20 protein-coding genes are annotated in these 22,892 nt (G+C 41.7%); 8 read left to right on the forward strand and 12 right to left on the reverse strand.

Annotated elements, in window-relative coordinates; genetic code table 11:
- Nucleotides 1-150: 150 nt before the first annotated feature.
- A complete protein-coding gene (gene ccoG, locus CXF80_RS13860) occupies nucleotides 151-1,578 on the reverse strand; it encodes a cytochrome c oxidase accessory protein CcoG (RefSeq protein ID WP_101033411.1) in 1,428 nt (475 codons plus the stop codon).
- A 76-nt stretch (nucleotides 1,579-1,654) separates the two neighbouring features.
- Here ccoG and CXF80_RS13865 point away from each other — a divergent pair, with 76 nt between their 5' ends.
- From CXF80_RS13865 to CXF80_RS20165, 4 genes are all read left to right on the forward strand, one after another.
- The gene (locus CXF80_RS13865; protein WP_101033412.1) at nucleotides 1,655-2,002 is read left to right on the forward strand and encodes a hypothetical protein; all 348 of its coding nucleotides are present in this window, start codon (nucleotides 1,655-1,657) and stop codon (nucleotides 2,000-2,002) included.
- A gap of 90 nt (nucleotides 2,003-2,092) precedes the next feature.
- Complete coding sequence (locus CXF80_RS13870; protein WP_101033413.1) at nucleotides 2,093-3,010, forward strand: 1,4-dihydroxy-2-naphthoyl-CoA synthase; 918 nt, start codon at nucleotides 2,093-2,095, stop codon at nucleotides 3,008-3,010.
- 193 nt (nucleotides 3,011-3,203) lie between these two features.
- The gene (locus tag CXF80_RS13875) at nucleotides 3,204-3,419 is read left to right on the forward strand and encodes a DUF2061 domain-containing protein (RefSeq protein WP_101033414.1); all 216 of its coding nucleotides are present in this window, start codon (nucleotides 3,204-3,206) and stop codon (nucleotides 3,417-3,419) included.
- Nucleotides 3,420-3,493: 74 nt separating this feature from the next.
- Complete coding sequence (locus tag CXF80_RS20165; protein ID WP_157822235.1) at nucleotides 3,494-3,661, forward strand: hypothetical protein; 168 nt, start codon at nucleotides 3,494-3,496, stop codon at nucleotides 3,659-3,661.
- An 850-nt stretch (nucleotides 3,662-4,511) separates the two neighbouring features.
- Here the strand turns inward: CXF80_RS20165 and CXF80_RS13880 are convergent.
- From CXF80_RS13880 to CXF80_RS13890, 3 genes are all read right to left on the reverse strand, one after another.
- Nucleotides 4,512-5,282: a PepSY domain-containing protein gene (locus tag CXF80_RS13880; protein WP_232772109.1), complete on the reverse strand. Its 771-nt coding sequence runs from the start codon at nucleotides 5,280-5,282 to the stop codon at nucleotides 4,512-4,514.
- 41 nt (nucleotides 5,283-5,323) lie between these two features.
- Nucleotides 5,324-5,830, reverse strand: coding sequence for an FMN-binding protein (locus CXF80_RS13885; protein ID WP_443019047.1), 507 nt, complete (start codon nucleotides 5,828-5,830; stop codon nucleotides 5,324-5,326).
- A 137-nt stretch (nucleotides 5,831-5,967) separates the two neighbouring features.
- A complete protein-coding gene (locus CXF80_RS13890) occupies nucleotides 5,968-7,143 on the reverse strand; it encodes a porin (RefSeq protein ID WP_101033417.1) in 1,176 nt (391 codons plus the stop codon).
- A 488-nt stretch (nucleotides 7,144-7,631) separates the two neighbouring features.
- Here CXF80_RS13890 and CXF80_RS13895 point away from each other — a divergent pair, with 488 nt between their 5' ends.
- From CXF80_RS13895 to CXF80_RS13905, 3 genes are all read left to right on the forward strand, one after another.
- Nucleotides 7,632-8,297 carry a class I SAM-dependent methyltransferase gene (locus CXF80_RS13895; RefSeq protein ID WP_101033418.1) on the forward strand — a complete coding sequence of 222 codons (666 nt, stop codon included), beginning with the start codon at nucleotides 7,632-7,634 and terminating at the stop codon, nucleotides 8,295-8,297.
- A 386-nt stretch (nucleotides 8,298-8,683) separates the two neighbouring features.
- Complete coding sequence (locus tag CXF80_RS20170) at nucleotides 8,684-8,842, forward strand: hypothetical protein (protein ID WP_157822236.1); 159 nt, start codon at nucleotides 8,684-8,686, stop codon at nucleotides 8,840-8,842.
- Between the two features lie 170 nt (nucleotides 8,843-9,012).
- Nucleotides 9,013-10,206, forward strand: a complete 1,194-nt coding sequence (locus tag CXF80_RS13905) for a class I SAM-dependent rRNA methyltransferase (protein ID WP_101033420.1) — start codon at nucleotides 9,013-9,015, stop codon at nucleotides 10,204-10,206.
- Nucleotides 10,207-10,353: 147 nt separating this feature from the next.
- Here the strand turns inward: CXF80_RS13905 and CXF80_RS13910 are convergent, their stop codons facing one another.
- Nucleotides 10,354-10,692, reverse strand: coding sequence for a DUF805 domain-containing protein (locus CXF80_RS13910; RefSeq protein WP_101033421.1), 339 nt, complete (start codon nucleotides 10,690-10,692; stop codon nucleotides 10,354-10,356).
- A gap of 479 nt (nucleotides 10,693-11,171) precedes the next feature.
- Nucleotides 11,172-12,536 carry a DUF4397 domain-containing protein gene (locus CXF80_RS13915; protein ID WP_198554768.1) on the reverse strand — a complete coding sequence of 455 codons (1,365 nt, stop codon included), beginning with the start codon at nucleotides 12,534-12,536 and terminating at the stop codon, nucleotides 11,172-11,174.
- A gap of 865 nt (nucleotides 12,537-13,401) precedes the next feature.
- Between CXF80_RS13915 and CXF80_RS13920 the strand changes: the two genes are divergently transcribed.
- Nucleotides 13,402-13,899, forward strand: a complete 498-nt coding sequence (locus CXF80_RS13920; RefSeq protein ID WP_101033423.1) for a fasciclin domain-containing protein — start codon at nucleotides 13,402-13,404, stop codon at nucleotides 13,897-13,899.
- Between the two features lie 432 nt (nucleotides 13,900-14,331).
- Here the strand turns inward: CXF80_RS13920 and glmS are convergent, their stop codons facing one another.
- The 6 genes from glmS to atpD form a co-directional block, all read right to left on the reverse strand.
- A complete protein-coding gene (gene glmS / locus CXF80_RS13925; protein ID WP_101033424.1) occupies nucleotides 14,332-16,161 on the reverse strand; it encodes a glutamine--fructose-6-phosphate transaminase (isomerizing) in 1,830 nt (609 codons plus the stop codon).
- Nucleotides 16,162-16,190: 29 nt separating this feature from the next.
- Entirely contained in the window at nucleotides 16,191-16,961 is a 771-nt protein-coding gene (locus CXF80_RS13930; RefSeq protein WP_101033425.1) for a DeoR/GlpR family DNA-binding transcription regulator, read from the reverse strand.
- Between the two features lie 181 nt (nucleotides 16,962-17,142).
- The gene (locus CXF80_RS13935) at nucleotides 17,143-19,236 is read right to left on the reverse strand and encodes a TonB-dependent siderophore receptor (protein ID WP_101033426.1); all 2,094 of its coding nucleotides are present in this window, start codon (nucleotides 19,234-19,236) and stop codon (nucleotides 17,143-17,145) included.
- 265 nt (nucleotides 19,237-19,501) lie between these two features.
- Nucleotides 19,502-20,866, reverse strand: a complete 1,365-nt coding sequence (gene glmU, locus CXF80_RS13940) for a bifunctional UDP-N-acetylglucosamine diphosphorylase/glucosamine-1-phosphate N-acetyltransferase GlmU (RefSeq protein WP_101033427.1) — start codon at nucleotides 20,864-20,866, stop codon at nucleotides 19,502-19,504.
- A 139-nt stretch (nucleotides 20,867-21,005) separates the two neighbouring features.
- On the reverse strand, nucleotides 21,006-21,434 hold the full coding sequence (locus CXF80_RS13945) for a F0F1 ATP synthase subunit epsilon (RefSeq protein ID WP_101033428.1): 429 nt from the start codon (nucleotides 21,432-21,434) through the stop codon (nucleotides 21,006-21,008).
- A 36-nt stretch (nucleotides 21,435-21,470) separates the two neighbouring features.
- The gene (atpD, locus tag CXF80_RS13950) at nucleotides 21,471-22,862 is read right to left on the reverse strand and encodes a F0F1 ATP synthase subunit beta (RefSeq protein WP_101033429.1); all 1,392 of its coding nucleotides are present in this window, start codon (nucleotides 22,860-22,862) and stop codon (nucleotides 21,471-21,473) included.
- Nucleotides 22,863-22,892: the final 30 nt, after the last annotated feature.

Genomic DNA, 22,892 nt, shown 5'->3' on the forward strand with positions numbered 1-22,892 from the left:
GTGTCAGTGGTTGCGCATTATAGGGAGCTTAAGATTTTGTGCAAGTATAAAAAGGCTAAATATTGCAAAAATATGACCAAGAGGTGCTTTTTCAATCGAAACGAACAAAAAAGGGACTACCCGTCCCTTTTTTGGCTATTTTACTGGGTTCTAATCCCCGAAAAATCGTGTTTCCTGTTTTATTTCTATTGGATTACCATCTATTTGCGCCGTAATTTTAATATAGATTTTAGTGATCCTTCTCTTCAGCTCAATGGGATCAACAGCAATACTAATTGGTAAGGTTATAACTTCACCAGATCCTATTGATACGTGCTGCGACCCAATCCATTTAGCGTTAGGCAAGCCTTCGACACTTAACTCATATTCTTGCGGTTGCTCTGTCTTATTGAGAATTTTAATCGTAAAGGTATTCTCTGTGTTGCCTCGGTTATTTTCTCGATAAAGTGAGTTTCTATCTCTAATGACATCCATGCGAACTGGAGCAATGGTTGCGCTGGCATAGATGAAGATTAATATCATCGAAGTGAGTACCACTCCGTAGCCAACCAACTTAGGTCGCAATACCTTTTCTTGCACACCATCAAGTTTGTTTTCTGTTGTGTAACGAATGAGACCTTTATCGTATCCCATACGCTCCATGGTGTTATCACATGCATCAATACAGGCACCACAGTTAATGCATTCGTATTGCAGACCATTACGAATATCAATCCCTGTTGGGCACACTTGAACACATAAGTCACAATCAATGCAGTCGCCTAAACCCATTTCTTTTGGATCTTGTTTACGAGTACGTGGACCGCGAGTTTCTCCGCGCTTAGTGTCATAACCCACTATATAAGTGTTCTTGTCAAACATAGCGGCTTGGAAGCGGGCATACGGACACATGTGAATACACATGATCTCTCGCATCCATCCTGCATTACCGTAAGTCGCAATAGTAAAGAAGACCACCCAAAAATATATCCCACCACCGGCATTAAGCGTAAAGAAGTCTATATAGAGTTCGCGACTTGGAACAAAGTAGGATACAAATGTCGTGGCCGTTAATAGTGAGACCAATAGCCAGGAGGTATGTTTAGCGGTTTTACGCCATAGTTTATTAATACTCCATGGCATTTGATCAAGCTTGATTCGTTTATTACGCGCACCTTCAAACTTTTCTTCGAACCAAATAAAGATGAAAGTCCACACGGTCTGTGGACAGGTATAGCCACACCACACCCTGCCAAGGTAAGTGGTGACAAAAAATAATCCAAATGCGGCTATCATAAAGAGTGCAGCAAGCAAGGTAAGATCTTGTGGCCATATCGTTAAGCCAAAGACGTGAAATTTTTGCTCGGCAAGATGAAACCACACGGCTTGACGATCTCCCCAGGGTAACCAAGGAAGGAGTAAGAAGAATAATATGGCAATCCACCCCATATAACGTCGTAACGTTGTCCATAAGCCATCGACAGCTCTTACGTAAATACGGTTGCGCGGATTGAAACGGTCTGCTTTACTAGCATCAGGTTGATGAATTTTAATACGCTGCTGTTTAGAAAAGTCCTTGGAGTTAGATTCTGTCGTCATTTTACAGCCTTACTGCTTTAATATTGAACGGTAACTAGCTTATTATATAGGTAATAACACATAATTGGATAAAAAGATGAGAGGCTGGATAGGATTAGCAATAATCGCGGGGGTTATTTATTATTTCGCGACAGAAACAGACAAACTAGATAAGCCAATTAACGATATTAACACTATGTTTACTAAGGCAGATAAAAAACTTGATTCGATGACTGGCACAAAAATAATTAAAATCGATAAACATCTACCACAACTTAAAACAGAAATTTATGAGCGATTATCAACAATTGAAATCCGTGAATTAGATGGTGTATTTACCAGTAACGAAGCGATAGCCGAGTTTAAAGATCAATACTGCCACAGTAGTGCTCGCCACCCGGTTTTTACTAAAGAAAATCTGCAATTTATTTGCGATAAAATCTGAGTAAGTTAACGGTTTTATCGACACGAATTGACCTAGATATCAAACAAGCCTAGCCTTTATGTAACATTTGCAATAGGGGCTAGGTTTTATATGACGCAACAATCACAAACTAATTCAGTATCTGACATTTTTGACCCTACTTTATGGGATGTTGTTAACGGATTCAATTTTGAAGACATCACATATCATCGCGCTAAATCCCAAGGTACAGTGCGTATCGCCATTAATCGCCCTGATTGTCTTAACTCATTCCGTCCCAAAACAGTAGATGAACTCTATATAGCGTTAGACCACGCGAGGCAATGGTCTGATGTGGGCTGTGTACTCATAACAGGTAATGGGCCGTCTGCAAAAGGTCAGTATTCATTCTGTGCAGGTGGCGATCAACGTATTCGAGGGAAAGACGGCTATAAATATGAAGGAGCTGAAGAAGGTAAACCTGATGTCGCTCGTATGGGGCGCCTGCATATCTTAGAAGTGCAGCGTTTAATTCGTTTTATGCCAAAAGTGGTGATTGCCGTAGTGCCTGGCTGGGCTGTTGGCGGTGGACATAGTTTGCATGTGGTTTGTGATTTAACCTTAGCATCTAAAGAACATGCCATCTTTAAACAAACCGATCCTGATGTAGGCAGTTTTGACTCAGGATATGGTAGTGCTTATTTAGCCAAGATGATTGGCCAGAAACGTGCTCGTGAAATATTCTTCCTTGGGTTTAATTACTCTGCTGAAGAGGCGTTTAATATGGGTATGGTCAACCGTGCCATTCCACATGCAGAACTCGAAACTGAAGCCTTAGTTTGGGCTAAAGAAATTAACTCTAAATCCCCTACGGCAATGCGCATGCTGAAGTATGGCTTTAATATGGCTGATGATGGTTTAGTGGGCCAACAACTGTTTGCTGGTGAAGCAACACGCTTAGCCTATGCCAGCGAAGAAGCCCAAGAAGGCCGTGATGCCTTTTTAGAAAAGCGCGACCAAGACTTTTCACGTTTTCCTTGGCATTACTAACCTCAATAGATGAGGTTATGATCTGACTTAATGTTATTAGCTAGTATAAAGGCTCTTGTTAAGGGCCTTTATTTTTTTGGTATTAGAAAGTATAAACCTAATCGAAATTTTCATTTGCAACAATCGAATCACCCCTCTTTTATATGATAATGATAACTGTTATCATTTAAATAAATCAAACGGGGGTTCCATCATGAAAAAGACCATCAGCTTTGCAATTTTACACTTCTGTGTTGCGTTTACGATTACTTACTTATTAACGGGTAGCATTATTATCGGTGGCACCATTGCCCTGCTTGAGCCTGCAGTCAACACGGTTGTGTTTTACTTTCATGAAAAGGTGTGGAAAAACATTGAGGCAAAGCAGGTGCAACAAGCTGAGATAGTGGCACAACACGCAAGTATTTAGGTAACCCGAATATGGTTAAGACTAACATTACGGCGAGAGGTTTAACGTACTCAAGTAAAAGTTGTCTCAGGTTAATGTCGCGATATCACGAGTATGTTGAAGACAAGCAAGAGCTTGCTTTTCTCACCAGCACTGACTTTCAAATACCCTCTATTAAAGTGCAACACTTCACGGCAATCTGCAGCGAGGTTTCAGTTGATGACACCCCCACAGCCACTCATGTTTTAACCGATCAATACTAGCCTAGGCATAAATTAAAACTCATCTGTTTATTAACGGAACTAGCCGAATATAACAACGCTCAATCAACCTCAACCACATTACTCAACACCGTAACTTGAAAGCGAAACGGTCTGATGAATACATCGTTAAATGGGCAATCTAGCCTCCTGAGTTAACGGCTTCATTAATGTATCCCACCTAGAAATAAATGATGTCGACGACGCCATTGCCAGCATTAACCAAACAGTTGCCTAACAGAATAATACCACCGAAAATCATTAGCCTCTGCTGACGAACTTCAAAGCACAATAGTAAATTTAGTGGATGTTATGTCGCAACTTGAGCTGCTAATGGAGCAAATGTAGCAAATGTAGCAAATGTAGAGCACTCTCAACGTGCCTCAGACTCAGCCCAACAAAGTACTAGAAGTATGCCCGACGGCTAAAAGGAAGTTGAACAGACTGCCGGCAGCATTTGCATATTGGCCAAGGACATTAAAACCACAGCCAGCATATTACTCACACGGAAAATTTCAGGTAAACAATTGGCTAACCCGGTAAAACTATTGCTCCACAAACCCGTTTGTTGTCATTGAATACCGCAACTCGAGCAGGCGAAAGAAACCGTCAATCAACAATAAGCCATGCTAACGAGCACAAGCCTCACAACAATAAGCTCATATAGTTAAGCTTAGAATGCAAGATTTTAGACCGTTAGGCGAAACTGTTTCTGCTGGTAATTATCAAATTAGTGAAGCAGGTATAGAGCTAAGCTCTGTTGCAGGCAAGCAAACCAATATCGCTGAGGCTTGGTGAGGCTTGGTGAGGCTTGGTGAGCATTAATGAGTAACAGTTAACACAAATAAAGTTATTACCTGGGCGGTTTTTGTTTATACCAAATCCAAAATCCACTTAATGACACTAACAATAATGCTAGCGCAAACAAATCCCATAACCACACAGTTAACGCCCCAAATAAGCGACCACTATGCAGGTCTAGCATTACGCGTTGCCAATTTAAATGCGCACTACGGGCATGTTGAATAAACTCAGCATCAACTCGTGGATTAGGTATCAACCAAGTGATAGCCTTGATAGGCTCCATGAGTTGCCAATCGATTAACTGCTCATCGGCTTGATAAACACCAGCTTTAGTATTTAACCATACTCGACTGTTCACCACAGCAAGCGCTAATAAGTCAGTCGGTAAACCCATGCTGCTATTTTGCGTTTCTTGTAAATGGCCTGCTGTATCGAATAAATACAACTGTTGCTCATCTATTGCCACCAGCATATTGGCAGTATAACTGGCACTCATTAAGGTTTGTGAACCTTCAAAAATAACCCGTTTACCCTGCCACAATAAATTATCGGTAATATACAGCGCAGGCAAATTGGAGGTATCTAATGCAGAAAACTGAGCAACATGTGCAGGAGCAGGAATACCATAATAATCAAGTAACCACGACTGAGTAACTGGCGTTTGAGCTAAACCAATATCGTCACTGTGATTTATCGCCACACCGGTAAGCACTAACAGCAAGATGAACAGCGCACTTACTAATCCTAAACGGCGATGCCAAGGACGAAGAATGCGCATAAATTTAAGCCTAACACTGTTTTGTCGAGATGCTTTATTCACACTAACCTGCTTGAAATTATCCGGTTGAATTGAAACGTGGTTTATTGCACCACATGGGCATGAAGTAATAATGCAATGCGCGATAACTTAGTTAATGCTCTTACCGATAATGTTGCACCAGTAATCCCATCTATATGTTTATCCAGCTGATGTTGGTCGTCTAACTTTGCCGACTTAAATTGGTCGGTAAAAAAATCATGACGAACTTCATCACCACGACTTTCGCGATAAACTAACACTTTAGTTCGCGCTATATGATGGTCTTTTATATGCACAGCAACCGTAATAGGCGACTCTTTACCAACCTCATCCATAATCCATACGGTTTCATCATTATGTTGCCAGTAACGCACACGCATTTTATTAAAACGATGAGCTAAAATAGCTTCTACCGATTGTTTGAGATCATCATCTAACCACAAGACTTTGGCTTTACCACTACCGCCATTAAATGCTTGGTTAATAAAGGCTTCATTTGACTGATATTGTGAGGCTGCAATCGCATTAAATGCCGAAAAACAAATAACTAACCCCATCATAAATAACATTAAATATGATCTTAACCTTGTCTGCATATCAGCCCTTAATCTATAATAAAAACACGGGTGCCGACAATATACACTGTTGGCACCCATTGACCGATAATCTGTTATATCGGTTTATCTTATCTCTGAATACTCAACGATTAAAACTGGTAACCAACACCTAGGTTGAAACCATCTGAATCAGCAGCGCCGCCAATTTTTTCGTAGTCAGCTTTAAACACCACGTTTTCGTGTAACCAGTAGTTCACACCCACGCTAGTTTGTTTTTTCTTGGTATCGGCGCTATCACCGGCATTGTTGTCCCACTCGTTGTAACGGGCAAACACACCAAACTGTTCATTGATTCGGTAAGCAGGCTCAATATAGAAACCATTTTGCTTGTCACGACCTAACGCTTCAGCTTCTTTACCATCAATATTCCACTGGGCGTATAGCGCTTTAACCGTGAAGTTTTCAATGCTGTAAATCGCATGCGCAGTAAGCAATGTTGCTGAGGCAGAATCAACATCAGCTGTACCTTGCGTTAAGTCAGACTGATATTGAACCGTCGCCGCTAGCTCTAAACCTGGAACCGCAGTATATTTTACTCGGCCGGTATAGGCTAAATCTTCACCTTTCGCTTTAGATACTTTTTGACGACCATCACGGATTTTATAACCAGAGCTTTGGTCTAAATACAAACCAGACGTCACGGCGGTGTCAAAGGCTACACCAGGAGCGGCTTTAATATTAAGGTTTAAACCACCTTCCCACCATGTCGCAGGAATAATGTCTTTTTCTACCGGGTTACGCTCAACACCGTAGAATACTGTAGGTTCGTGAGTTTCGTTGATAATACCGACAGGCATTAAGAATAGACCCGCTTTACCGGTAAACATTTCATTAAAGTCATGCTCGATATACGCTTGCTCTAACTCAACCTCACCATTTTGACTCTCACCGGCAATTGAATGTTCAACTTCTAGCTCAGAGAAAAAACGGGTTGTGCTATTAAACTCGTGACCTACAAACAATACAAAGCGGTGGAAATCGAATTCTTTCTTGTCGGTGCCGGTTTGGTTATTAGAAATATTGTTATAGTGTAATTCACCATAACCACCAATAGTGGTTGCCGACTTGCTTGATGCGGTCGCTTCTACTACATCAGCTGTGGTCTCTACACGCATTTCTGTTTGCTCAAGACGTTTTTCAAGATCTTGCAGCACTTTTTGCTGCTGCTCAATAATTTGGCGTAATTCGGTTGTGTCGTCAGAAGCTATAGCTTGATTGCTAGCAAAAAGCCCGAGTAATGTTGCCGCAATTAACGTTTTTTTCATTTTCTCATCCTGATTTAGTCAATGTGAGTAACTATAATGTTATATAAAGCTCTGTAAGTTCCGTGGATTATACATAGTGGATATACTAATGCAAACAATTATCATTAAGGTTATGATACGTATGTCACATATTTAACAATGAATAGCGCTTTATTATCAGAGCTGATAATTGATATAAAAGGGGGTTATTAAGGTGAAAGTGAGCATGCTAATATTAACCAGTAACGGGTGAAAACCTGTTTTATTCGCAGCGATTAATAGCTGTGTAGGACATATTTGTATTCAGTATTATCCACATTGATACCCAAAGCGCACAAAAAAACACAATATAATGATGCCTTTGACTAAGGGCTTAACCTAATAGAGCCCAAACCAATTAAATATATTTGCCTTTCTAGCAAAGTGCTATAATCTAACTAACACCTCTTCGTTTTGTCATTTATTTGTCCTCGATATCTGGCTGAACACTCAATTTTTAAGACGGCCCAATGACTGCCCTTCGTTTAAGCTACCAAACTGTTGAGTTTGGTGAAATCGATGTTCACTTGTGTACCTTACGTAATAATCAAGAATTTGATGACCCTACCGGTATTGCTGAAAAACTCGGTATATCTTCGGCGAATTGGCCAATTTTTGGCATTGTTTGGCCATCAAGCTTAGTGCTGGCTAATTATATGTTGGATTACAAAACAGAAGGCAAAAGAATTCTAGAAATAGGCTGTGGAATGGCGCTCTCAAGCTTACTACTTAATGCAAAAAATGCCGATATTACCGCAACCGACTACCACCCAGAAGTTGAACAGTTCCTTAATAGAAATACCCAATTAAATAATGGTAAAAGCATTGCTTTTGAGCGTGTAGACTGGGCTAACGACACCAGTAAATTGGGGCTTTTTGACGTCATCATCGGCAGCGATTTACTCTATGAAGATCAACATGTGCAGTTATTAGCTTATTTTATTAAAAACCATGCCAGCGCCAAATGTGACGTCATCATTGTCGACCCCGGTCGCGGTCGAAAAAATAAGCTCACTGTAAAATTAGCCGAATTCGGGTTTATCAGCAGCCATTTCAAACCGATACACACCGACTATCTAGCACTGCCATTTAAAGGCTATATTCTGGTTTTTTCTCGTAATAATGTTATAGCGTAACCACGACGTAAAAGTCTACATGTGATTATTGTCGATGTAAAAAAGAGCGCGTTCATCTTAAATTCAATACTCACTAACCGGAGCGAGGCATAACAAGCACACCTAAGTAACTATTTTTTAGCACTTTTGTAGCACGATCTGTATGGTATTACTTGCCATTTACTCGTTTGAACACGTCAATGAACCTTGTTATCAGCAAAAGCGTAAGGACACATTTAACATCATTTTTGGGCTAAAGCCTGTTATTCACAACTTGGTGAAGCCTTACACTTTACGCCGAGGTAGCTATCTGAGATTTAACATATTGTCTCAAGTGACCACGTTAACTACACTTGCTTCATTTTGATGCTTCACTCACATCTGCGCGACCATCACGGGTCAATTTGATGGAACAACAGCCACCAGCAACTGCTGCCACTATTTTACCCATCCACAAAATGCCGTTGATACCTTGTTACGGTAACGATAAACGCCCATTGAACGATCAAAATCTAAGTAACGAATACAACACTCAGCCAGCATTTTATTATTTGTCAGGTTTTTAGGCTCAAAAAAGGCTATGATCTCCCTTCGTCGCCCCCAGAGCCTTTTGACATTGATAATAGTGTGATGTCATCCATGCCTCTAATGAGTCGTTATAGAGGTTTTTACTCAGCCTTTATCAGGTGCGCCGTGAATCTTTTTACCCCTTTTATAATTTAAATTAGGCAGTACCATGGCTATCAGAATTAAACTTAAACCTGGCCGCGAACGTTCATTAGATCGACGCCACCCTTGGATATTTTCCAACGGTATTCACAACATCAATGGCGGAAAACCTGCAGCAGGTGACACGGTTGAAGTCGTGGCGCACGACGGGCACTGGCTCGGACGCGGTGCCTGGTCGCCAGAATCTCAAATCCAAGTACGGATATGGACCTTCGACAAAGAAGAAACCATCGATGCCGACTTCTTCGCGAGACGCATAAAAAGGGCACAAGCAGGCCGAGATGATCTGATCCGGGAACAAGGCCTAACAGGCTATCGCTTAATCGCCGCAGAATCGGACGGTTTACCTGGTATCACCATAGACCGTTACGCCAATGTATTGGTGTGCCAACTATTAAGTACCGGTGCCGAAAAATGGCGTGACACCATAGTAGAGCAACTGGTTATTCAATATCCAGATTGCACTGTCTATGAGCGTTCAGATGTCGACTCGAGAAAGAAAGAAGGCCTCATTCCAGTGGTAGGGTTACTGCACGGTGAATTACCCCCCATGCCAGTCATCATCGAAGAAAATGGTATCAAGATTGCCGTCGATGTGGTTAAAGGCCACAAAACAGGCTTCTATTTGGATCAACGTGACAACCGCGCCATCGCCGCCCGTTTCGTTAAAGGTAAGTCTGTACTTAACTGCTTCTGTTACACCGGCACTTTTGGCTTGTATGCCGCTAAAGCTGGTGCGGCGAGTATTGAAAACGTCGATGTCTCTACCCTAGCACTGCAAACCGCCCGCGATAATATGGCGATTAATAACCTTAATGATGACCATGTAAACTACCTCGAAGCCGACGTATTTAAGTTACTGCGACTGTATCGAGATGAAGGTAAAACCTTCGATGTTATCGTATTAGATCCGCCTAAGTTTGCCGACAATAAGTCACAACTCGATGGCGCGTGTCGCGGTTATAAAGACATCAATATGATTGCCATGCAATTACTTAATCCTGGTGGAATACTACTGACCTTCTCTTGTTCGGGCTTAATGCAGTCAGACTTGTTCCAAAAAGTCGTTGCCGATGCTGCATTAGATGCAAAACGTGAAGTACAGTTTATTGAGCGCATGCATCAAGCCAGCGATCATCCTATTAGTAGCGCATTCCCAGAAGGCTATTACCTTAAAGGGCTTGTTGCCAGAGTTTGGTAAATCAAGTGCCTGGTAAATCAATAAGCTATAGATAGCAAAAAGGGAACAAGATTTGTTCCCTTTTTGTTGGACTGCTTAGCGATGGTGTGATGTAGAAAGTGCCAAAAGCGAAAATTAACTCTTGGCACCATAGTCTCTTGCTCAGTTTTATGCTGGTACACCTGATTTAGGATTAATACCGTAATCATTTGCATCATGGCTATCTTGAGTTAGAAAAACAATTAGCACAATTAAACCAATAATTGGAATTAATAGTATTAATTGCCACCACCCAGAACGACCAGTATCATGCAGCCTTCTTGCTGCAATGCTGAGACTTGGGACTAGCAGTGCAAGACTCACTATCGCTGAAATGGTATCCAAACCAATTACAGCAAAAACAATATTGATAATCATATAAACAAGTATAAACATCCAATATTCTTTTCTTCGTGCTCGACCAGTGAAATCAGCATATTTTTTTAACGCGCCTATAAAATAATCCATTAGGGACTCTCCTTGTTGTTGATAAAGCTTTAAAGCGTATTAGCGAAAATGCCGATAAACATCCTGAGATCCCCTTCAACAACCATCATTAACATAGCTTTATTTATTAATAATTTTAATAACCTACCAGCATATTTAAGTTAAATCAATCACCCTTTTGTGAGAATGTTCTTTATAGAAATAGGTACATTACGCCCCATAAATACGGCTGCCGAAGAAGCCGCCTTTTATTCGTGTCACATGCTATGACAATAACGGTAATGGGATAATGTAAATTAACGGCACTATAAACTCGCGCAGAGTGGCAAAGGGATGACTTTTCATGATGAAGTGTGACTCAAACTGGGCAGCAACATAACGTGAAAAAAAATGAATAAGCGGTTTACTTAAGAGCACCCAGCAATATCTGCACCATTAATTGGGCATAAAAAAGCGGCTTATCTGGCAAGAATAAGCCGCAAATCTTTTACAGAGTAATATTACATTGCAGTGAAGTCGTCTAATAAAATCACCCCAAATGGCGCTCCGCCACCGACATTATCAACAGCTGCCACACCATATATACCCGAGGCTCCTAACGTGACCTCCAGAGGCCCAATAGCGACATCTTTAGTATTAGCCACAGTGACACTAATAGTATAAGTACCAGGTGTTACGCTAATGCTCCCAGAAGAAACCTTAAATGGCACGTCTTCTAATACTGGTGTTGCATCAGTTATATCAGCAGATGAAGTAAGGTAAACGTCTACTTCTGGTGCAGAATAGGCAGCATGTGTCACAGTAAGCTTTGCCTCTGTCGCTACGCGACGAGTTTGTTCAACTAACACTAATGGCTCAATCATATTGCTGGTTAATGATCCCACAGCCAAGGCGCTATAACTCATACCAATACCTAAGTCGACTGCAGCATTATCTATAACCACAACATCATTATCGGCATCCGCGGCAACGGTTACGGTGTGAGCACCTTCAGCAAGGTTGACATAACCCGTCACATCACCAAAAGACAACATATCTACAGCTGGTGTAGCGGCGCCGTCAACAAACACATCAACAGCGGGCGCATCAGCAACGGCATGTACCACACGTAAATTAGCGCCGCTGTTGACGTCATTTAACACCAGCTGTGCTCCGGGTAGCGACACTTGCAATGCCACAGGTGAATCTCCAGACCATGTATTAGGGATAGCACTGATAAAGTAATCTTGCATATCGCCTAACGCAACAGAACCAGAGTCATACACAACATCTTTCATTCCAGATGCAGTAATACGAATTTGATAATCGCTAGCGGGCACTTCAATCTGCGAGCTTACATCTAAATAGCTTGCCGATAACGTGGGAGCTGTAGCGCTTATATCTGCATCAGGAGCCGTAACATAAATATCAACAGTACCCACTAAAGGTGCGCCATGCAGCACTTGCACTCTTGCGTAACCCGCCGCAATATCCATGGTTGGGTTTTCAATTAATTTTAGACTCAATGTGTTATCTGCCACAGAACCTAACGCAATGGCGGTATATTCCATGTCATCTTGTGCATCAAGTAATGCTTCTAACACTGTTAGAGTAGAGCCATCTGCCAACACAGCATCAACGTCAATGTCGTAGCTTGTTGCTGACACTTCGATTAAATCACTGGCCATCGCATAATCAACATTCGACAGTAATGCATTACCATTAGCCACAACATTCACCAATGGAGCATCGCTGCCAGCATGAATAACGCGTATATATGACATTTCGGGCTCTACAGGCTCAACAACTGTTGCATCGTCGTCATCTGAGCAAGCTGTTAGACCAATCAAAGAAACACATAGTGCAAAAGGGTATATCCGTTTCATCTTAGAAATCCTCATTAATAATATGACCGGTATATACGTGACAATCTTTTTATAGTTCAAAAATACAATAAAAATACAATAAAAATACAATAAAAATACAATAAAAATACAATATCAATACAAAACCATCCATTACCTTTATATAAAAACCTATAAGCAACTGATAAATATAGAGTATTAACAAATAAACAACTTAACCGAGGGTGTGTTACAGGAGACGAAACGAGAGGGGGATATCCTAAAGGATAATGAGATTAATATATCTATCTTTGGCTTATTGTCAGATACGTTACTACGGGAATAATTAAGCTCCAGCAATGTATGTATCATCGCTCAACTAAACTCACCGATGATTAATATCACAAAAATTACCATCCTGTTTTATTTAAAAAAGCCTAAAACCTCAGCCTTTACGGCAGACCGAATACCGCAAGTATCAACCACACCACCTTGTAAAACTAACGGTAATTAATCGCTCTTAACCTGCCAAAAATCATAATACCAACAATTATTGGATCTTTTATTAGACGCCAACAATTTAGTTTACCCATCATTATTGCAAAAAGTGGTAGCCAATGCGGTACAGAATATAAACGTGAAGCGCAGTTGATTGAACGCGTGCATCAGCAAACCAACAATTATCCTATTAATAGTCCATTGCCAAAAGGTGATGTATTTAAAGGTCTTATGGGAAAAGTTGAGAAGATAAAAAGGGTTATTGTTGAACATCTGGTGATATTTTTAGCGTCGTATCCTAAGTAAATTGAAACCAAACTGATCTAGTTGTTTATACCATGCGTAACAAATGTTGCACAAAAAACAGCCTCCCCCCTCAAAGTGGTATAAATTCGAAAGGAATATAAAAATGTTAAAGAAATTTATTACAACACTCGCCCTTATTGTTGCCAGTTTATCATTCACCTCTGTTGCTTATGCCGAACATCATGGTATGAAAAAAGACATTGTCGATGTGGCAGCTGAAAATGGCTCTTTCAATACGCTTGTTGCTGCAATCAAAGCAGCTGGACTTGTTGATACACTAAAAGGTGAAGGTCCATTTACGGTATTCGCACCGACAGATGAAGCTTTTGCTAAGTTAGCAGATGGGACCGTCGAGTCGCTACTGAAACCAGAAAACAAAGATAAACTTGCGGCAATTTTAACATATCATGTTGTTGCAGGAAAAGTGATGGCTGCTGATGTCGTTAAACTAGACAGCGCATCAACAGTTCAGGGACAAATGGTTACGATTAAAGCAAAATACGGCAATGTAATGGTAAATAACGCAAAAGTTATCATGACAGACGTAAAGGCGAGCAACGGTGTGATCCACGTGATTGATACTGTACTACTGCCAAAGTAATTGATGTACCGACGGGGGTATTGGTTACCATCAGTGCCCCCTGACCTTCAACAGCATAATAATCTTTATAATACAGAGCCTAGGTAATCGATAGCCAATCTTTAGATAACATGTCGAGCATCGGAACAGTTGTCTCTTTTTATATTGCCTTGTTCAATATTTTCCAACTCATGCCCATTGTTTAGATAAACCTCAAAAGTATTGAATGAGCTTAATGATTTATTTTCTAGTTAAACAACCTAGCGTGTTTCAACATGATTGCGATAGCTTTTATGGCCAGCTAAGTGCTCACATTGCGATCGACTTATTTGAAACTAAAAACGTAAACAACCAAAAACACCATTGATTTATTAGACCCCTGCACCCAATAAAAACAGCTTCCTAAGAAGCTGTTTTTTCATTGCTATATGCGATTTAAATCAATTTAGAGGTTTATTCTACCGTGACTGATTTGGCTAAATTACGCGGCTGATCTACGTCAGTCCCTTTAATTAATGCCACATGGTATGACAATAACTGTAATGGGATGGTGTAGATTAACGGTGCCATAAATACATCGCAGTGTGGAACAGGGATGACTTTCATGGTGTCGTCTGACTCAAATTCTGCATCGACATCAGCAAACACATACATCAATCCACCACGGGCACGCACTTCTTCAACGTTTGATTTAAGCTTTTCGAGTAATTCATTGTTTGGCGCCACCACAATCACGGGCATATCGGCATCAATCAAGGCTAATGGGCCATGCTTTAGCTCGCCAGAAGCATAGGCTTCTGCATGAATATACGAAATTTCTTTTAGCTTTAATGCACCTTCCATCGCAATGGGGTATTGATCGCCTCGGCCTAAGAATAAGGCATTCTGTTTATCGGCAAAGTCTTCAGCTAATTCTGCGATAGCATCATTTAAGCCAAGCGCTTGCTCCACTTTAGCAGGCATAGATAACAGGCTTTGCGTAATAGCCGCTTCCATGTCGCTAGACATACCATTATGACGACCAATCGCCGTGGTTAACATTAACAAACCGGCAAGTTGCACGGTAAAGGCTTTCGTTGATGCAACGCCAATTTCAGCGCCCGCTTTCATCATGTAAGCCATATCAGATTCTCGTACTAATGATGAACCCGCTGAGTTACAAATGGTTAATGTGGCTTTATAGCCCATTTCTTTTGCCAGGCGCATTGCCGCTAAGGTATCTGCGGTTTCACCAGATTGTGAGATAGTCACTAACAAGCTATTTGGGAATAAATGCGACTTGCGGTAACGAAATTCTGAGGCAATTTCGACGTTACACGATACTCCGGCCCAGTCTTCTAACCAGTAACGCGCTGCCATACCCGCATGATAACTGGTACCACAGGCAATAATTTGTACGTGCTTAATATCTTTTAAAAATTCAGCTGCATTTTCACCAAAAGCTGAATCTAATACCTTACCGCCGGCAATACGACCTTCTAAGGTGTGCGCAATGGCTGTAGGTTGCTCATAAATTTCTTTGAGCATGTAGTGACGATATTCACCTTTGTCACCCGCGTCATGGGTCACTTCAGATTCTTTCACTTCACGCTTAACGGCGTTGCCATTAACATCAAAAATATTCACTTCACGACGCGTTATTTCTGCTACGTCGCCTTCTTCTAAAAAGGCGAACGAGCGAGTGACGGGTAACAGAGCCAGTTGGTCTGAGGCGACAAAGTTTTCACCTAGGCCGTAACCTATCACTAACGGGCTACCGCTTCGAGCCACAACCATGCGATCACTGTCGCGGCGGTCGATAACAACGGTGCCATAGGCGCCTTCAAGTTGCTTAACGGTCGCTTGTACAGCTGCTAATAAATTAGTCGCTGTTTTTAATTCGTGGTGAACAAGATGACAAATCACTTCGGTGTCGGTGTCTGATGAAAATACGTAACCCAAACCTTTTAACATCTCGCGCAGTTTGTTGTGGTTTTCAATAATACCGTTATGTACAACAGCAACATCGCCTTCAGATAAATGTGGGTGTGCATTTCGCTCACTTGGTTCACCGTGGGTTGCCCAGCGAGTGTGGGCAATACCGGTGCCACCCGTTAATGGTGCGGCATCAAGTGCTGATGATAACTCCTGCACTTTACCCACGCGGCGAGTACGGCTTAATTCACCTTGATGAATCACAGCAACGCCAGCTGAGTCATAGCCACGGTATTCAAGACGGCGTAAACCTTCAACTAATATTTCAGCAACATCCCTTTGGGCCACGGCGCCTACGATTCCACACATGATATTTTCCTTTATTATTTCAATTTAATTTAATTAGCGAACGGCGCGAGTATCACTCTAACGCCATGGGCTGAAATGGTGTCGACTGCATCTTGGGTGATGTTGTCATCGGTCACTAACACATTAATCACATCCCAAGGCAGCTCTAGATTGGGGATACGCCGACCAATTTTGGTCGATTCCAAAAGTACCACCACTTCACGCGACATTTCTGCCATCACTTTACTTAAGCCTGTTAACTCGTTAAACGTGGTGGTACCGCGATTAAGATCGATGCCGTCGGCACCGATAAACAGTTGGTCAAAGTTATATGATCGCAGCACTTGCTCTGCCACTTGGCCTTGAAAAGACTCAGAATGGGGATCCCACGTACCGCCGGTCATCAATAATGTCGGTTCATTTTCAAGTTCATGAACGGCATTGGCTAACTGTAATGAATTGGTCATCACCACTAAGCCACGTTTGTCATTGAGTTGCTGGACAATACCTGATGTGGTACTGCCGCTATCGATGATTATCCGGTTATGGTCGCGGATCAGTTGTGCGGCTTTGGCGGCTATCGCTTGTTTATTAAGAGACAGTTTTTCGCTGGCTATTTGGGTCATTTCTTGTGGCACTGACACAGCGCCTCCATAACGTCGTAATAATAGTCCATGGGTTTCAAGCATGGCCAAATCTTTACGAATAGTCACTTCTGAAGTGGCAAATAGATTCGCCAGCTCATCGACACTGACTTCGCCTTGCTCATTAACCAATTTAATGATCGAATGGCGACGTTGTTGGGTGTTACGTTTCGTCATTAAAATTAACTATCTTTCACATAAGTTTCGAAGCGAAAGGTATTTTAACAGCAAATGAAACTTTTTCTAGATCATATAGCCTAAATTTGAAATAAAAGTACAAAAAAGCCTCTTGAGTAAGTAGAGGCTTTTGATGATTAAGAAATGAAACTACTTTGAGTGGATAAAATATTATTTCTGATTAGAACTTAGTTTCGACGGCAACACTGAAATTACGGTCTTGGCCGATTGTGACCATATTATACTGACCACCTTCAATATAATCGGTATCGAATAGATTTCTGACATTGGCACGAACACTGACGTCTTTGCCCATAATATCCATAGTATAAGCGGCACCAATATCAAAGCGGACATAACCGTCTTTGCTAATGCTGTTATCGATATTAGCAAAACGCTCACCAACGTAGATAGCACCAAAATTAATTGCCAAACCTTCGGTCATTTCATAGCGAGTCCAGATGTTGGCTGACAATTCTGGAGCATCAACGGGTGTTTTACCTTCTCGCTCATCGCCAGTTTGATATTTGGCATCTAAGAACATCATTGAAGAGGTCATAAACCAGTTATCACTTAATTGACCTTGGGCGCCGACTTCAAATCCACGATGTTGCTGCTCACCGCCTTGGGTGGTGATATCAGTAAAGGAAGCTATTGGGGTCGGTAATGTCTCAGAGACAGTTATATTTTCAAGGGTGATATCAAATACCGCCGCCGTGAGTAACAAACTATCGTTAAACAGCTCCCATTTGGTGCCGACTTCATACTGAACACCGTATTCAGGCTTTAAATCTAGCTTATCGTTTACATCAAACTGATTACTAACGGCACCTTGTGGGGTAAAGCTCTTTGAATAGTTAACGTAAATGCTGCCATTTTCCATCAGCGAGTAAATAATCCCGAATTTAGGTGATACCGCATAACTGTTCTGACCTAAGCCATCTTTCTTCTGTTCATCGTAACGCACTCCAGCGAGCAACTTCCATTGCTCACTTAATGTCATTAAATCCTGTAAATAGAAGCCGTAGTATTGGTATTCACTTGCAGTGCTTTTTGTACCAAGATGATAATCAATATCTGGCTGTATAAGGGGTTGTCCAGGCATAACCGTTTGAGGGGTACCCCGTACGATTTGTCTCTGATAGAAATAATCTAAATAGTTAGCGCCGATCAACAATTGATGTTGTATTGCCGCGAAATTAAACTCGCCAGTGAAATCGATATAAGCCGTTTTATGTTGCCAGTCGTCATAGCGATCAAATGGTTTAATGTTGTAACCATTAGTAAAAGGGTCGGTTGTACGTTGCGGCGCAGAGTCGAAACGTTGACGATTAAATTGTTGATCGTTATATCCCCCTTTAACTTTCCACTTATCACTAATATACCAAGTCAGATCAGCACCTAGGTTAGAAATGGTATTATCGGTAAAAGCCCAAGGTGCATCCCAAACGGTTTTATTACTCCCAATAACATTACCTTGGGCATCTAACCAACCACCGGCATCAATACCGGCTTTATCTTGAGTATGATCGTATTTAACCGATAACAATACATCATCAGTTAAATCAAATTCCATATTAAGATAACCTAACCAACGATCGCGCTGTTGATTTTCTTCGGTAGTGGAATATTCACGCCAGTATTGGGTGTCTTGCTTAACTAACACACCACGATAACGAATGCTTTGAGCGTCATTTAAACTCCCTCCAGCATCTATCTTCGCACGAGTAGAGCCGTAACCATCCGTGTCTAAACCGATATTAAGCATAGAGTCATAGGTCGGTTTTTTAGTCACCATATTGACTAAACCGCCAGGGCCAGATTGGCCATACAGCATACTAGAAGGGCCTTTCAATACTTCAACTTGTTGCAGCGTTTCAATAGGTTGTATGTAGTGAGACCATTGCTGGTGGCCATTAATAAGATAACCATTGCCCGAACTTAACTCAAAACCTCGAATACTGAACACTTGGCGGTTCCAGCGTGTCGTCCCGGCTGTTACGCTCGAGTCGTTCACTAACACTTCGGCAAGGTTAGTGGCCAGTTGTTCGTCGGTAACAAAATAGGGGATCACATTGACTGATTGCGGAGTATCCATGAGGTCGATATCACCACGCATAGCACCAGATGCTGTACCGACTTTATAATCGTTAAAAGTACGACCGGTAACATTAATGCGCTCTATGTTTGCATCACTCGAGACCTCTGCCATCACAGGCATAGTCATTAATACCGAACCGACGGCCAAACCTATAACTGAATATTTATACACCATTGCCAACACCTCAATTAAACCTTTAACTTTAGAATTAATGGTAATATAAATGAGAAGTGTTTGTATTTAAGGTTCTTTACACAAACTTACAATCTGTTGCGATATAGATCAAAACTATTTAAAACCAATAGATTGAAAACCACATCTAGGTTAACTCAAGCTTAATTTATTTTTAATCAGTTATTTTCTATACAGAATAAATAAACAACAAAAATGTTAAAACAAAAAAACGGCATATAGCCGTTTTTTTGTATTCGTTTAAAACTTACTTTTTAATTTTTAACGGACGTTGCCAACCCGTAATATGGCGCTGCTTAACGCGGGTAATAACCAATTCATCTTCGCCGACATCTTTAGTAATAGTAGAACCGGCACCAAGGGTAGCATTTTTACCAATAGTCACGGGGGCAATTAATTGGGTATCACTACCGACAAATACACCATCTTCAATGGTGGTAATAAACTTATTGGCACCATCGTAATTACAGGTGATGGTACCGGCGCCAATGTTCACCCCAGCGCCTATTTGGGCATCACCTAAATAGGCTAAGTGGCCTGCTTTAGAGCCCTTACCTAACACGCTTTTTTTAATTTCAACGAAGTTACCAATGTGGGCATCTTCTTTAAGCTCTGCCCCAGGGCGTAAACGGGCAAAAGGTCCTGCACTCGCAGCGGGTCCAAGCTTGGCGCCTTCTACAATAGTATAGGGTTTAATTTCAGCATTATCGGCAATCTGGCAATCTATAAGAATCGCTCCTGCGCCAATAGTGACGTTATTACCCAAGGTGACTTTACCTTGGAATATCACATTGATATCAATCATCACGTCCATACCTACGCTTACATCACCGCGAATATCGATGCGAGCAGGATCGCGCAAGTTAGCCCCTTCGAGCATCAGTTTTTCAGCAGCACGCGCTTGATAAGCTCGTTCTAATTGCGCTAGTTGTACGCGATTATTAGCGCCTTCAACTTCGATAGACGATTGCGGCTGTGAGGTAGTAATTTCAACGCCATCAGCTTTAGCCATGCCAATAATGTCAGTAAGATAATATTCGCCTTGAGCATTGTTATTCGATAAACGCTTTAACCACGCTTTTAGCTGCTTACCGGGTACCGCCATGATGCCGGTGTTCACTTCGTTAATTTTTAGCTGTTCAGCGTTGGCATCTTTTTGTTCAATAATGCCGACTACGCTGCCATGCTCACGCACAATACGACCATAACCGCTAGGGTTAGGTAAATTAACCGTCAAAATAGCTAGGCCATTTACAGGGCGAGCAGCCAATAATGCCTCTAGGGTTGATTGCTGAATAAGCGGCACATCGCCATATAGGATCAAAACGGTATCGTGGTCATTAATGTTTGGGGTTGCTTGCGCGACCGCATGGCCGGTCCCCAGTTGTTCTGCTTGTAATACCCAGTTTAATGCTTGCTCACCTAATGCTGTTTGTAACCTATCTGCGCCATAGCCATACACTAATTGAATTGCAGATGAGCCTAATGAATTAGCCGTATCTATCACGTGTTGCACCATACTTTTATGGGCAATAGGATGCAGCACTTTAGGCAGATCTGAGCGCATCCGAGTTCCTTTTCCTGCAGCTAAGATCACAACATTTAACGACATTAAGCATTCCTTTATTGAACCGATAGAGATTGGCTGACATTTTAACGGAATATCGCCAAAAGTAAAAATAGAGCGAGGGAATTTAACCCATAAAAAAGGCGACTCATAAGAGTCGCCTTTTAAGCGTCAAATAATCAGATTATCTGGTGATATTTTTCTTGATGGTTTCAACAACACGTAATTGAGCCAAAGATTTGGCTAATTCGATTACAGCAGCTTCGTAATTGAAGTCAGATCCAGCATTAGCAATTGCTTGCTCAGCATGTTCTTTAGCTTCTAAAGCCGCTTTCTCATCAATATCATCGGCACGTAATGCTACATCAGCAAGTACTGAAATTGCAGTAGGTTGTACTTCCAGTAAACCACCTGAAAGATACAACACTTCTACACTGCCATCTTGCATGATAAAGCGCGCCATACCAGGCTTGATTTTTGTTAGTAACGCAACATGGTTAGGCATAATACCTAACTCACCTTCAGCACCATTAACTTCAAAGAAGCTAACTTGGCCATGGAAGATGCTGCTTTCTGCACTAACAATATCAAGTTGGACTGTTTTGGCTGCCATCAAGTTCTCCTTAAAGAACTAAGCTTTACGGCCTAGTTATTTTTTTTTGTTCGCTTTTTCGACAGCTTCATCGATTGAGCCAACCATGTAGAACGCTTGCTCTGGGATGTGATCGAACTCGCCATCCAAGATACCCTTAAAGCCACGAATGGTGTCTTTTAGAGAAACGTACGTACCAGGAGAACCGGTGAAGACTTCTGCTACGAAGAAAGGTTGAGACAAGAAACGCTCAATCTTACGTGCTCGGAATACCATGGTTTTGTCATCATCTGACAATTCATCCATACCCAAGATAGCAATAATGTCTTTCAGCTCTTTATAACGCTGTAATACAGTTTGTACACCGTTTGCAACATCATAATGCTCTTGGCCAACAACCTGAGGATCTAACTGACGTGAAGTCGAATCCAATGGGTCAACCGCAGGGTAAATACCCAAAGAAGCAATTTGACGAGACAATACAACAGTCGCATCTAAGTGAGCGAAAGTTGTTGCTGGTGACGGATCAGTTAAGTCATCCGCAGGTACATATACTGCTTGTACAGAAGTAATCGAACCCGTCTTAGTTGAAGCGATGCGTTCTTGAAGAACACCCATCTCTTCAGCTAGTGTTGGCTGATAACCTACTGCAGAAGGCATACGACCTAATAGTGCAGATACTTCAGTACCAGCTAAGGTGTAACGATAAATATTGTCAACGAACAACAATACGTCACGACCTTCGTCACGGAACTTTTCAGCGATACTCAAGCCGGTTAACGCTACGCGTAAACGGTTTCCTGGAGGCTCGTTCATCTGACCATAAACCATGGCAACTTTGTCTAATACGCCTGAATCTTCCATCTCGTAGTAGAAGTCGTTACCCTCACGGGTACGCTCACCAACACCAGCGAAAACAGAAAGACCAGAGTGAGCTTTAGCGATGTTGTTAATCAGTTCCATCATGTTAACTGTTTTACCAACACCAGCACCACCGAACAGACCTACTTTACCACCTTTAGCGAAAGGACAAACAAGGTCGATAACCTTGATACCCGTCTCTAATAGTTCAGTTGAAGTTGACTGATCTTCGTATGAAGGCGCAGCACGGTGAATAACATAACGTTCTTCTTCACCGATAGGACCCGCTTCATCGATAGGCTCGCCCAATACATTCATAATACGGCCAAGGGTCTTAAGCCCAACCGGAACATTAATTGGTGAACCTGAGTTTACTACCTCTAGACCACGACGCAGACCATCAGAAGAACCCATAGCGATGGTACGAACAACGCCACCACCTAGCTGCTGCTGAACTTCCAGCACCAAACCATTACATGGGCCTTCGCCAGTGATCTTCAGAGCGTCATATACTCGAGGTACAGAATCTTGTGGAAATTCTACGTCCACAACCGCGCCAATTACTTGGACAACAGTACCTGTGCTCATGATTAATCCTCTAAACTTGATTTCGTTACC

Source organism: Shewanella sp. Actino-trap-3 (assembly GCF_002836275.1).
Lineage (GTDB): Bacteria > Pseudomonadota > Gammaproteobacteria > Enterobacterales > Shewanellaceae > Shewanella > Shewanella psychromarinicola.

Bases quoted from the DNA above. Each gene is read 5' to 3' on its own strand.
- CXF80_RS13895 (WP_101033418.1), top strand. From the start codon at position 7,632: ATGACTGCCCTTCGTTTAAGCTACCAAACTGTTGAGTTTGGTGAAATC.
- ccoG (WP_101033411.1), bottom strand. From the start codon at position 1,578: ATGACGACAGAATCTAACTCCAAGGACTTTTCTAAACAGCAGCGTATT.
- CXF80_RS20170 (WP_157822236.1), top strand. From the start codon at position 8,684: ATGGAACAACAGCCACCAGCAACTGCTGCCACTATTTTACCCATCCAC.
- CXF80_RS13885 (WP_443019047.1), bottom strand. From the start codon at position 5,830: ATGTTATTTATGATGGGGTTAGTTATTTGTTTTTCGGCATTTAATGCG.
- CXF80_RS13905 (WP_101033420.1), top strand. From the start codon at position 9,013: ATGGCTATCAGAATTAAACTTAAACCTGGCCGCGAACGTTCATTAGAT.
- CXF80_RS13910 (WP_101033421.1), bottom strand. From the start codon at position 10,692: ATGGATTATTTTATAGGCGCGTTAAAAAAATATGCTGATTTCACTGGT.
- CXF80_RS13945 (WP_101033428.1), bottom strand. From the start codon at position 21,434: ATGGCAGCCAAAACAGTCCAACTTGATATTGTTAGTGCAGAAAGCAGC.
- CXF80_RS13870 (WP_101033413.1), top strand. From the start codon at position 2,093: ATGACGCAACAATCACAAACTAATTCAGTATCTGACATTTTTGACCCT.
- CXF80_RS13890 (WP_101033417.1), bottom strand. From the start codon at position 7,143: ATGAAAAAAACGTTAATTGCGGCAACATTACTCGGGCTTTTTGCTAGC.
- glmU (WP_101033427.1), bottom strand. From the start codon at position 20,866: ATGTCGTTAAATGTTGTGATCTTAGCTGCAGGAAAAGGAACTCGGATG.
- atpD (WP_101033429.1), bottom strand. From the start codon at position 22,862: ATGAGCACAGGTACTGTTGTCCAAGTAATTGGCGCGGTTGTGGACGTA.
- CXF80_RS13865 (WP_101033412.1), top strand. From the start codon at position 1,655: ATGAGAGGCTGGATAGGATTAGCAATAATCGCGGGGGTTATTTATTAT.
- CXF80_RS13920 (WP_101033423.1), top strand. From the start codon at position 13,402: ATGTTAAAGAAATTTATTACAACACTCGCCCTTATTGTTGCCAGTTTA.
- CXF80_RS13875 (WP_101033414.1), top strand. From the start codon at position 3,204: ATGAAAAAGACCATCAGCTTTGCAATTTTACACTTCTGTGTTGCGTTT.
- CXF80_RS13930 (WP_101033425.1), bottom strand. From the start codon at position 16,961: ATGACGAAACGTAACACCCAACAACGTCGCCATTCGATCATTAAATTG.
- CXF80_RS20165 (WP_157822235.1), top strand. From the start codon at position 3,494: ATGTCGCGATATCACGAGTATGTTGAAGACAAGCAAGAGCTTGCTTTT.
- glmS (WP_101033424.1), bottom strand. From the start codon at position 16,161: ATGTGTGGAATCGTAGGCGCCGTGGCCCAAAGGGATGTTGCTGAAATA.
- CXF80_RS13935 (WP_101033426.1), bottom strand. From the start codon at position 19,236: ATGGTGTATAAATATTCAGTTATAGGTTTGGCCGTCGGTTCGGTATTA.
- CXF80_RS13915 (WP_198554768.1), bottom strand. From the start codon at position 12,536: ATGAAACGGATATACCCTTTTGCACTATGTGTTTCTTTGATTGGTCTA.